The following is an 11634-nucleotide window of genomic DNA, read 5'->3' as shown; positions in this document are numbered from 1 at the left end:
GTCTTGTCTGATGCCCAGGCTTTGGCCGATTCCTTTGGCCGTATACACAATTATGTGCGCATCTCCGTCACGGACCGCTGCAATCTGTCTTGTGAGTATTGCAGACCGGACCAAGCGGGCGCAGCTTCTTTACCGGAGCCGCTGACCTATGATGAAATTGCCTCGGTGGTGGCCGTGCTTGCAGATATGGGTGTAACTAAGGTGCGGCTTACCGGCGGTGAGCCGCTGCTGCGTCCGCGGTTAGAGGAACTGGTAGCCCGTCTGCATGCGGTAAGCGGGATTGAGCGCATAGGTCTTACAACGAATGGAATGCTGCTGGCTTCCAAGGCCAGGGTGCTGCATGATGCCGGATTGACCGATGTCAATATCAGTCTGGACTCCCTCCAGCCGGAGCGTTTCGCCAAGATTACCCGAGGAGGGGATGTCGGGAGGGTGCTTCACGCCATTGGCAGCAGCCTGAATGCAGGCTTCGAACGGGTGAAGGTGAATATGGTTGTCATGAAAGGGGTAAACGATGATGAAATCGAGTCCTTTCTGCAATTGACCCTGAAATACCCTCTGGATATCCGGTTCATTGAATATATGCCGATCGGCCGGGGAACGGAGGGCTGGCAAGCAGGATATATGCCGCTTGGCGGAATTTTGGAGCGCTGTTCCAAGGCAGGCTGGGCGTATGAGCCGGTCTGCTCTGATGATCCCGGTCATGGGGCAGCGCTCGGTCGTGATGTAACAATGGACACGACGGATTCGGGGCCAGCCCGGTATTACCGCATTAAGGGGGCGGCGGGACAATTCGGGCTGATCGACCCGGTCAGCAAGCATTTCTGCATGACCTGCAACCGGCTGCGCATCACGGCCAGCGGTCATATCAAGCCCTGCCTGTACTGGAATGACGAATGGAATGTAAGGCCGTATATCGGGAAGGCTGAACTGCTCAAGCAATTGTTCCTGCGGTCGCTGGAACATAAGCCCGGGCGGCATGAAATGCCGGACGGGCTTAAGGAGAGCGGTTCCTCCCGGCCGCTGCAGGAGAATACCGTCCGCCAGATGTCACAGATTGGCGGGTGAAGCATAGATGACGGATGATTCTACGTACCGGATGGAGCGTGATGCTCTGGGCAGCCTGCCCGTTCCGCAGGATGCCTATTATGGCATTCATACCGCGCGGGCGAAGGAGAACTTCGCGGCCGGAGGACGGCCGGCGAACCGTAAGCTGATGCATGCGATCGCCAGGGTCAAACAGGCAGCGGCCAAGGTAAACGGGCGGAATCATGCTTTGCCGCAGCAGAAGGTGCAGGCCATTCTTGCGGCATGTGAAGAGATCCTGGACGGCAGTCTGGACGCGCATTTGATCGTTGATGCCTATCAAGGGGGAGCGGGAACCAGCAGCAATATGAATGTGAACGAGGTAATAGCGAACCGTGCCATTGAGCTGTTGGGGGGATCAAGGGGGGATTACAGCATCGTCCATCCCATTGATGATGTGAACCTTCATCAGTCGACGAACGATGTCTATCCGACTGCGCTGCGCATTGCTGTCATCCCGCTCCTGCGGCAGCTGGCCGAAGAGCTGGCTTCACTTCAGGAAGCGTTCCAGGTGAAGGAACATGAATATGCGGACCTGCTGAGACTTGGAAGGACCCAGTTGATGGATGCACTGCCGATTCTGGCGGGACAATCCTTCGGAGCCTATGCCAAGGCGGCTGCACGGGACCGCTGGCGGCTGTACAAGGCCGAGGAACGGCTGCGGGAAATCAATATCGGAGGAACGGCTGTAGGGACGGGGATGAACGCGCCGCTAACCTATATTTATACCATAGCTGATGAACTGCGCGAGCTAACGGGGCTGGGCCTTTGCCGGAGCGATTTTCCGATGGACGGGACTCAGAACATGGATGTGTTCGTGGAAGTATCCGGTCTGCTCAAGGCCGCAGCGGTCAATCTGCTGAAGATTTCCAATGACTTCCGGCTGCTGTCTTCCGGTCCTGCCGGAGGGATCGGCGAATATATTCTCCCGGCAGTGCAGGCGGGGTCTTCGATCATGCCGGGAAAGTAAACCCGGTCATCGCCGAGATGCTGGGCTCTGTGGCGATGAGGGTGATCGCGGAGGATACAGCTGTAACGCTGGCGGCTGCAAGCGGTCAATTGGAGTTGAACGCGTTCACCCCTGTACTTGCCGAGGCTTTATTGGAATCTCTGGAGCTGCTGCTGCACGGCATTCCGCTGTTCCGGGAACGCTGCTTGAGCGGCCTCAAGCTGGATGTACCCCGGTGCCGTGAGCATGTGGACCGTTCAGGAGTGCTGGCTGCCGCTACGATAACCTATCTTGGTTATGACAATGCTGCAGCACTTGCCAAGGCGGCAGCTGCATCCGGCCGTCCCCTGGAGCAACTGCTGGTGGAGGGCGGATGGATGACCGGGAAACAGATTCAAGAGGTGCTGCATCCGCTGGAGGTAACCAAGCCGGGAATTCCCGGCCGCAGCGGACAGTCCGGTGCTGAACATGGAAGGAGGCTCATCCCAGAATGAGCGTGAATGATACACCGCGTGGAGAAAGAGCGCATATCGCTGTTTTTGGCCGCCGTAATGCCGGCAAATCAAGTCTGACCAATGCGTTCTGCGGACAGGAAGTGTCGATCGTCTCCCCGGTAAGCGGGACGACAACCGATCCCGTGTACCGGCCTATGGAGCTGCTCCCGGCGGGTCCGGTCGTGCTGATCGACACTGCCGGACTGGACGACACGGGGGAACTTGGTGAGCAGCGTATCCGCCAGACGCTGCATGTTCTGAAAAAAACAGATCTGGCGCTCCTCGTGGTAGATGCAGAGGCGGGTGCGGGGGAGTTTGAGCGGGAGCTGCTCCAGAGATTGGCCGCGGCTGGAACAAATGTAATGATTGTATTAAACAAAATCGATAAAATCACATCTGACCCGCCGTCGCTCGAAGAACGGTGCAGCCAGTTGGCCTTGCGGCTGGAGGCCGGCTCTTCCATCCGGCTGTTCCCGGTCAGCACGATGAACGGAAGCGGAATCGGCGCGCTGAAGAGGGCGGCAGCAGACAGGCTCGCCCAGGAGGAGCAGCGTTTCCGGCTGGTCGGGGATCTGCTGAGCCCCGGCGATGTGGCCGTGCTGGTGGTGCCGGTTGATAAGGCTGCCCCGAAGGGCAGGCTGATTCTCCCTCAGCAGCAGACCATCCGCGATATTATGGAATGTGATGCATTGGCTGTGGTCACTAAGGAGCAGGAGCTGAGCCACACTCTGTCCCGATTGACCGGCAAGCCGCGTATTGTTATCACGGATTCACAGGTGTTTCTGAAGGTTCAGGCGGATACACCGCCGGATGTGCCGCTTACTTCATTCTCCATTCTGTTTGCCCGGTACAAAGGCGATCTTCCCCGGCTGGTAAGCGGTGCGCGCTCCATCACCAGACTGAAAGACGGTGACCGGGTCCTGATTGCCGAAGCCTGCACGCACCACCGCCAGTCTGATGACATCGGCTCTGTCAAGATTCCCCGCTGGCTGCGGGAGATCACGGGCCGGCAACTGTTGATCGACCACGCAGCAGGCAGTGATTTCCCGGCGGATCTGGAGCAGTATTCGCTGATCATCCACTGCGGTGCCTGTATGCTGAACCGCCGGGCAATGCTGCGGAGACTGGATGAAGCGGAGGCAGCCGGTGTGCCGATAGTCAATTATGGTGTGTTTATCGCCTATGTTCAGGGTGTTTTTCCCCGGGCCATTGAGATGTTCCCGTCGGCTATGCTGGCTTGGGAGAATGGGGGCTCCGGCAATGGCTGCGAAGCCGGAGGCCGGATACCATGTCCCTGCCCATAGTCTGAAGCAGGCGGCATCTGTTTTGAATTCAAGAGTAATGAGACTCTGATTAATTGGAATCTCATTACTCTTTTATTGTAGCCAATGGTGCTATTCCTTCGTGGGGTTAAGGCGGGTGTACTGTTTGCTAGCAGCGGGGGTGCGCGGTGGAATTAGTGAACTTAGATTAGCTTAAACCGATTAGCAGAAGTTACAAGCTGGAATTAGGAGCGGTAATTAAAGCAGATTCACGTGAAAGGTACGAATGGGCCAGGGCCTGGTTAGGGTTACTTATGCTTATTGTCCTGCGTGTTCGAATCGTATTCTGCTGTATGCCAGCTCAAAAAGCTGCGCTGCCCATTGAAGGGATGCGCAGCCGTTTTCAATTCCACTATCGATGAAAATGCCGCCTAAATTTGCAAATTAATTTTCTTTACGCCAGTCCCGGTGGAATACTCTGCTTTTTTGCATATTAGCCCCGGGGTCAGCTCTCTACCCGGCACATTCACGCTAGAACCGCAAATCCCTCTCCCCGCATGAATCCGCTGCAGCTGCTCACGGGTAGCTTTTCTGACGCCTTCCCGCGGAATGCGCTCCAGATTCTCGCGGATCGTCTGCTCACCGATGGCCCGCATTTCCTCATCGGCATAATCCAGCAGGTATTCCTGGAAGGTCATCAGCGAGTTGGGCTGGCAGACATTGTGAATCTGGCCCGATTTGGCCAGCTGCATAAAGCGGTCGCCGGTGCGGCCTTCCCTGTAGCAGGCTGTGCAGTAGCTGGGCACATAGCCGTCCTTGCACAGGCTTTTGATGATTTCCATCGGCGAGCGGTGGTCGCCGACAGTGAACTGCGGAGTATCCTCCTTGTTCTTATTGACACTATAGGCACCGACACCAGTCGCAGAACCCGCGCTGATCTGCGAGATGCCGAGTCTGATAATCTGATCGCGAAATTCAGAATCCTCGCGGGTGGACAGGATCATTCCGGTATAGGGCACAGCCATTCTCAGCACCGCAACGATTCTGGCAAAATCCGCATCGCTGACCAGATGGGGGTAATTGTCCAGATTCACGTTTTCGGCTGCACGCAGGCGGGGGACAGAGATTGTATGCGGGCCGCAGCCGAACGCCTGCTCCAGATGCTCCGCATGCTTCAGCATGGCAATAGTATCGTATTTATGGTCGTAGAGGCCATATAGAACCCCGATGCCGACATCGTCAATGCCAGCAGCCATGGCCCGGTCCATGGCCGTCGTATGCCAGTCGTAATCATGTTTGGGTCCTTCCGGATGGAAATTCCGGTAGCTGGGCCGATGGTATGTCTCCTGGAAAAGGATGTAGGTGCCGATTCCGGCTGCCGCAAGCCTCCGGTAATCTTCTTCTGTCGTTGCGGCGATATTGACGTTGATCCGCCGGATGCTGCCATTGTCCAGCTTGGTGTCATAGATCGTCCGGATGCAATCGATAATATAGTCGATAGAGCAGTTGCGGGGGTCTTCGCCGGCCTCCAGCACCAGTCTTTTATGTCCGAGAGCCTGCAGCACCTTGACCTCTTCGGTAATTTCAGCTGCATTCAGGCGGCTGCGCGCAAACTCCGAGTTGGAATGCTTGTATCCGCAGTATACACAATTATTAACACAATAGTTGCTGACATACAGCGGTGCAAACAGGACGATCCGGTTGCCGTATATCTGTTCCTTAATGCCCCGGGAGACCCGGTACAATTGCTCCAGCGTTTCCTTGTCCTCCACATGGAGCAGCACGGCTGCTTCCCGGGAGCTTAAGCCCTTGCAGGCCTTTGCTTTTTCCAGGATGGCGGCAATGATCTGCGGGTCGGATGCTGCATCCGAGCCATACTGCAGGGCTTCCCTAATCTCTTCGTCTTGAATAAAATCCGCTGTCCGGCGTTCATTCAGCTTGTTCACTCATATCCACTTCTTTCTGGATTATCTTTATGATCAGGACTTCATTGTTCCTGGAGAGAGCGGGAGAGATGCTTCAAGCTGTCGCCGCGTCCCATATCCACATGGAAGCCGGCGGACTTCACCCGCTGCTCCAGACAGAATCTGCACTGGGCGGATTCGTCGCCCGTACAGATTTTGTTATTGTAGAGCATATATTTGGCCCGTACGGACATAGGGGAGAGGTTGGGCATCAGGACATTCGCTCCAGCCTGCAGCGCCCGCTCCCGTCCGTTCGGATGGGCGGTCCCCATCGCCGTAGTCGCCGGAATCAGGGCATCCGGCACCATCAGCCGGGCCAGGGCAATCATGTCGAGTGTGTTCTCTACCGTTCCCGGCTGCTCGTCCCTCAGCGGAGTGTCCCGGTGCGGCAAAAAAGGTCCGATGCCGATCATATCCGGCTGCAGCTCCTGCAGATACAGCAGATCGTCCGCCAAATCGGCAGCGGTCTGCCCGGGCAGACCGACCATGAATCCCGCTCCCACCTGATAGCCGATCCGCTGCAGGGCACGGAGGCGGTCCCGGCGTTCCGCATATTCCATCGTAGGATGGAGTGCGCGGTACAGAGGGGCAGAGGCAGTTTCATGACGCAGCAAAAAACGGTCTGCACCCGCCGCGTACAGCCTTGTATAACTTTCATCATCCCGCTCACCGACCGACAGTGTCAGCGCGGCATCCGGGAACTGCTGTTTGACCGATGTGATCAACCGCACCAGCTTGTCCGTGGTATACCAGTCGTCTTCACCGCTCTGCAGTACAAACGTACGGTAGCCCAAGGCGTAGCCCTCACGGCAGCAATCGAGAATCTCTTCCGGCAGCAGCCGGTAACGGCTTAAGGTTCTATTCCCGGAGCGCAGGCCGCAGTACAGGCAGTTTTGTTTGCAGATATTTGAGAATTCGATTAGTCCGCGCAAGTAAACGGCGGTGCCGTAGGCTGTGATTCTTGCCTTATGGGCCAGATCATGCAGCCGCCTTCGGAGACCTCCTTCAAGATGGCTGATCAGATCCGCCAAATTCTGCTGGCTCACAGATCCGCCAGACGCTAATTGTTCCAATATCGGGTACGTTGCGCATCCCTCCCTCGGCTGTCCGACATAGTCACATAACGGCTGAACATGACTTGTAAATATTGTAACAAAAGTAAATTTACAGAACAGTGAGCTTTATGCTTGAAATTGCTTGTTTTATCTTTTCATTTCCAGTGGCCCCAGGTCGCTGATCCGCTCGGGATGTGTATACACATTGCAGGAATTCTGCCGGATGAAGCCTACCGCGGTGATCCCCAGCTGCTCTGCCAGTTCAACAGCCAGGCCCGTAGGAGCAGATTTGGATAAAATGATCTCACACCCGATTTTAGCCGCCTTGAGCAGAATCTCCGAGGAAATGCGGCCGCTGAAGGCGATGATCTGATTGCCGGGATCGATGCCTGTCCTCAGACAGTGCCCGTAAATTTTGTCCAGCGCATTGTGGCGTCCAATATCACTGCGGGAGAGCACGATCCCTTCCGAATTACAGAGTGCGGCACAGTGTACGCCTCCAGTCCGGTGGAACAGCTCAGCGCCGCTAAGCACCTCATCCATGAGGCGGAAGCAATCATCGAAAGTAAGCAGGGTATGAACTCCTGTTATACTTTTGGCGGTCCGTGCATCATTGATATAGACGAACCCGTGGCGGCTGGACCCGCAGCAGGAGGTGACATAACGTTTGGCAAAAAGCTGGCGGTGGAGCGGATTCCAACGGTCTGTAGTTACATGCACAAAGCCTTCTTCTTCCTGTGTCCACAGCTGCCGGATATCCTGCATTCCCCGGATAATGCCCTCCGATGCCAAATACCCGACAACCATATCCTCGATGTACTCCGGTGTGCAGACCAGGGTAACGAATTCTTCGCCGTTGATTTTGACGGTTACCGGTTGCTCTGCCACAATCGTATCCTCTTCCCGGCTGAGCCGGCCGCTGCGGTAGCGGATGATGCTTCCATGCTGCTCCGAATGCTGTTCCATGGTTATCCTCCGAATATGCAAAATTTAAGAAAAGTAAAAATAACTTAAAATGTTAAAAATTACTATCCTGCACATTCCTACTACAACACGTTTTCCAAAGTCTGTCAATTTCACTTCTCACAATTGGGGCTTCCGGACAAGATAAGGGGTTCCCTGGAGCTTGCCGCTGATATATTATATAGAAACAAACTTCTGGGTCAGAGAGAACCAGAGAAAATAGAGAGTAGGAGAATCCATATGTCGAGCTTATTGGAAATTTTGCATAAGGAAGTAGTTCCGGCGGAAGGGTGTACCGAACCGATTGCAGTTGCCTATGCTGTTTCCTTGGCGGCAGAGCTTCTTGAGGAAGAAATCACATCCATCCGGCTCCAGCTCAGCGGCAATATCATTAAAAATGCTATGGGGGTGGGCATACCCGGCACAGGGCAGACCGGACTCCCCATTGCGGCGGCACTCGGTGCGGTAGTGGGCCGTTCCCACAAAGAGCTCGAAATCTTGTCTAACCTGACACCGGCAGAATTGAAGCAGGCCAATGCGCTGCTGGACCGGGGGCTTTTGGAAGTAGAGTTGAAGGACACTCCCGAGAAACTGTATATCGAAGCTAAGGTGTACTCCCGGAATCATCTGGCGACAGCCATTATTGCCGGAGAGCATACCCATATAGAGTTTCTGGCTCTGGACGGGGAGAAGATCACTCCGCCAAAATCCAAAGCAGACTGCGGTAAGCCGGGGCGGGCGGATTCCGGCTATGCCGGTTCTGTTGACCGGATTTTTGAGTTTATCCATACGGTTCCTTTCGGGGATCTCAGCTTTCTTCTGGAAGGTGCCCGGATGAACAAAGCCATATCCGATGAGGGATTGCGGGGCAATTATGGCCTGCAGGTAGGCAAAAAGATGAGCCAGCAATCGGCGGTAAATTTGTTCGGCAATGATGTGGCCAGCCGGATCATCGCCGCGACGGCAGCGGCCTCCGATGCGCGGATGGACGGCAGTGCCATGCCGGTGATGACAACGGCCGGCAGCGGGAATCAGGGTATTGCCTGCACGCTGCCCGTGATTGCACTGGCAGAGCTTTTGGGCAAGGACGAGGAGAAGCTGGCACGGGCGCTCGCGCTGAGCAATCTGGTCACAGTCCACATTAAGCATTACATCGGGCGGCTCTCGCCGCTATGTGGTTCAGGGATTGCGGGCGGAGTGGGGGCGAACAGCGGGATTATTTATCTTATGGGAGGCAGCCTGGCGCAGATCAAGCATGGAATACAGAATACAATAGCTTCCTTGTCAGGCATGATCTGTGACGGCGCGAAATCAACCTGTGCGCTGAAAATTTCCACCTCCACCAATGCGGCCATCCAGGCAGCCACACTGGCGATGAACAACATCCCGCCAACCACGAAGGATGGTGTTATTTTCGATGAGGTTGAAGATACGATCCGCAACATGGAGCGGCTGGTTCAGGAAGGGCTGGCGGATACCGATACAGCGATATTAAATATCATGCTCTCCAAAGGCGGAGCGGTGTAGCAGCATATGCAAGACCGCCCGGTTCCCTGCACAGCAAATGGCAGGGACCGGGCGGTCTTTTTAGTACAATACCTCGATATTTTCTTCAGCCAGCCGTGTCAGCCAGGATTCCGCAGGCCGGCGGTCCGTAATGAGCACGTCAATGCTGCTAAGCTCCACCAGCCTGGTGAACGCTGTTTTGTCGAACTTGGTATGGTCGGCGAGAAGCACAACCTTCTGGGCCTGGCGCAGCATGTACTTCTTCAGCTCGCATTCCGGCTCGTTGGAATCCGTAACTCCCCGCTCCATATCAATGCCTTTGCAGCTGATGACTGCGGTGTCCACGTTGTAGCGCCGGATGGTATCATGGGCGACCGGCCCGACCAGTGACAGCGAACGGTGGCGCAGCGAACCGCCGGAGGATATGATATTCATACCTGAGCTGGCGAACTCATGCAGAATATTAATTGAATTTGTGATTACAGTCAGATTGTTTTTGTTGCCCAGCAGCTTTAGAAACTCAAAGGCAGTAGAGCTGGGGTCCACCATCAGGGTGTCTCCATCGTTAATCAGATCCAGCGCCTTAAGCGCAATATTGCGTTTCATATCAGTGTTAAGCGCATTGCGCGTCACAAAGGGCAAATCCTCATTGGTATGCCTGTTCAGCATCGCCCCGCCGTAAGTCCGGCTTAGAATGCCGTCCTTCTCCAGCTTTTCCAGATCCCGCCGGATCGTTTCTTCGGTTACCTCGAACATCCGGCTGAGATCGGAGACGAGCACCCTTTTGTCCTGATGCACAAGATCTATGATTTTTTTGCGTCGTTCGGCTGCAAGCATATGTATCACCTTTCCGGAGCTGTATGGAATAACTATAGACTTAAATATCTGTGTTTTGCAAGAAAATATGTGAAAATCACAGGAAATACATAGATGTTTCTTTGTGAAACAGACATTAAACAAATAAAAACAACATTATTTATATTTTATTTGTTGACAACAAAGATTTGTGGGGATACGATGAGGATGTTAATGCTTTGTTTGTAAGCGATACCTTTTTGAGGGGCGCCAGTGCCGGTCGGCTGTTTTGTACTCAGTGGCCAGCCTGAGGTGCCGCAGCCGCATAGAGCTTCCAGCTTGCGAAGAAGAACATTAACCGCTTTAACAAATTGCCTGGGAGGCTGGTCAATCAATGAGTACTCATGTCTATTATGTTCCGTCCACCAACATTATGGGAAAAGGCTGTCTGAAGGAAATTGGTCCTTACATTCAGGAATTGAAGCTGAAGAAGGCGCTTGTGGTCACCGACAAATTTCTGGTTAAGAGCGGCATCGCCGGCAAACTGCTGGCAGTACTGGATGAAGCGGGAATCCAATATGCCCTCTATGATGAAGTCAAACCGAACCCTACGTGTAAAAATGTCCATGACGGCTTAGCTTTCCTGAATGCGCAGGGCTGTGATTATCTGATCTCCATCGGCGGCGGCTCGCCGCAGGATACGGCAAAGGCCATCGGAATTATCGCCACCAACGGCGGGCATATCAAGGACTATGAAGGTGTGCACAAATCCAGGAACAAATCACTGCCGATTGTAGCAGTCAATACTACCGCAGGCACCTCTGCCGAAGTCACCATCAACTACGTCATCACAGATGAAGAACGCAAAGTGAAGATGGTTATGGTCGATAAAAACAGCATTGCCACCATTTCGGTCAATGATCCTGAGCTGATGATCGACAAACCGGCCGCACTAACTGCGGCAACCGGGATGGATGCGCTGACCCATGCCATCGAAGCCCTGGTTACTCCTGGAGCCTATCCGGTAACCGATGCTACCGCGCTTGCTGCGGTAGAGCTGATCTTCGCCAATCTGGCCCGGACGGTAAAGAACGGCCATGATATTGAGGCCCGGGAGCAAATGGTGTATGCGATTTTCCTCGGCGGATTGGCGTTCAACAACGCCGGACTTGGCTATGTGCATGCAATGGCGCACCAGCTTGGCGGCGTATATGATCTTCCGCATGGTGTATGCAATGCGATGCTGCTGCCTTATGTGGAAGAAGAAAACGCGAAACATGTGCCGGAGAAATTCAGAAGCATTGCCAAGGCTATCGGCCTCCAGGTTGAAGGCAAAAGCGATCAGCAATGTGCCGATTTCGTTATTGAATCGATCAAAGCACTTTCCAAGGAAGTCGGCATCCCTTCCAAATTATCAGAGCTTGGAGTAAATGAAGTCGATCTTGACCTGCTTGCGGAGAACTCGATGAAGGACGCTTGCGCACCCGGCAATCCGTTCATTCCCACCAAAGAAGAAGTGATCACCCTGTTCCGCAAAATTCTCTAGAACAACCTCTAAGT

The 11634-nt window shown here is 54.4% G+C and carries 8 protein-coding genes and 1 pseudogene; 5 read left to right on the top strand and 4 right to left on the bottom strand.

The window, feature by feature from the left end; translation table 11 throughout:
* Nucleotides 1–3 precede the first annotated feature (3 nt).
* The 3 genes and pseudogenes from moaA to hydF all read left to right on the top strand — a co-directional run bounded on the left by moaA (nt 4) and on the right by hydF (nt 3833).
* Entirely contained in the window at nt 4–1068 is a 1065-nt protein-coding gene (gene moaA / locus JI735_RS26710) for a GTP 3',8-cyclase MoaA (protein ID WP_202676601.1), read from the top strand.
* 31 nt (nt 1069–1099) lie between these two features.
* Nucleotides 1100–2529: pseudogene (locus tag JI735_RS26705) on the top strand (aspartate ammonia-lyase).
* Nucleotides 2526–3833, top strand: coding sequence for a [FeFe] hydrogenase H-cluster maturation GTPase HydF (gene hydF / locus JI735_RS26700; RefSeq protein WP_039835833.1), 1308 nt, complete (start codon nt 2526–2528; stop codon nt 3831–3833). Before JI735_RS26705 ends, hydF begins: the two are co-directional and overlap by 4 nt.
* 389 nt (nt 3834–4222) lie before the next feature.
* Here hydF and hydG read toward each other — a convergent pair whose 3' ends face one another.
* The 3 genes from hydG to fdhD form a co-directional block, all read right to left on the bottom strand.
* On the bottom strand, nt 4223–5737 hold the full coding sequence (gene hydG / locus JI735_RS26695) for a [FeFe] hydrogenase H-cluster radical SAM maturase HydG (protein WP_202676600.1): 1515 nt from the start codon (nt 5735–5737) through the stop codon (nt 4223–4225).
* Between the two features lie 41 nt (nt 5738–5778).
* Nucleotides 5779–6831 (bottom strand): [FeFe] hydrogenase H-cluster radical SAM maturase HydE, encoded by a 1053-nt coding sequence (gene hydE / locus JI735_RS26690; protein WP_202677696.1) that lies wholly within the window; start codon nt 6829–6831, stop codon nt 5779–5781.
* Between the two features lie 126 nt (nt 6832–6957).
* A complete protein-coding gene (fdhD, locus tag JI735_RS26685; protein WP_039835839.1) occupies nt 6958–7776 on the bottom strand; it encodes a formate dehydrogenase accessory sulfurtransferase FdhD in 819 nt (272 codons plus the stop codon).
* Between the two features lie 237 nt (nt 7777–8013).
* Here fdhD and JI735_RS26680 point away from each other — a divergent pair, with 237 nt between their 5' ends.
* Entirely contained in the window at nt 8014–9300 is a 1287-nt protein-coding gene (locus tag JI735_RS26680) for an L-cysteine desulfidase family protein (RefSeq protein ID WP_039835840.1), read from the top strand.
* Nucleotides 9301–9360: 60 nt separating this feature from the next.
* Here JI735_RS26680 and JI735_RS26675 read toward each other — a convergent pair whose 3' ends face one another.
* A complete protein-coding gene (locus tag JI735_RS26675; RefSeq protein ID WP_039835841.1) occupies nt 9361–10116 on the bottom strand; it encodes a DeoR/GlpR family DNA-binding transcription regulator in 756 nt (251 codons plus the stop codon).
* A gap of 352 nt (nt 10117–10468) precedes the next feature.
* Between JI735_RS26675 and JI735_RS26670 the strand changes: the two genes are divergently transcribed.
* A complete protein-coding gene (locus tag JI735_RS26670) occupies nt 10469–11620 on the top strand; it encodes an iron-containing alcohol dehydrogenase (RefSeq protein ID WP_039835842.1) in 1152 nt (383 codons plus the stop codon).
* Nucleotides 11621–11634 lie beyond the last annotated feature (14 nt).

The sequence above is a fragment of the Paenibacillus sonchi genome (assembly GCF_016772475.1).
GTDB lineage: Bacteria > Bacillota > Bacilli > Paenibacillales > Paenibacillaceae > Paenibacillus_AQ > Paenibacillus_AQ sonchi.
This window is presented reverse-complemented; position numbering and strand designations above follow the sequence as displayed.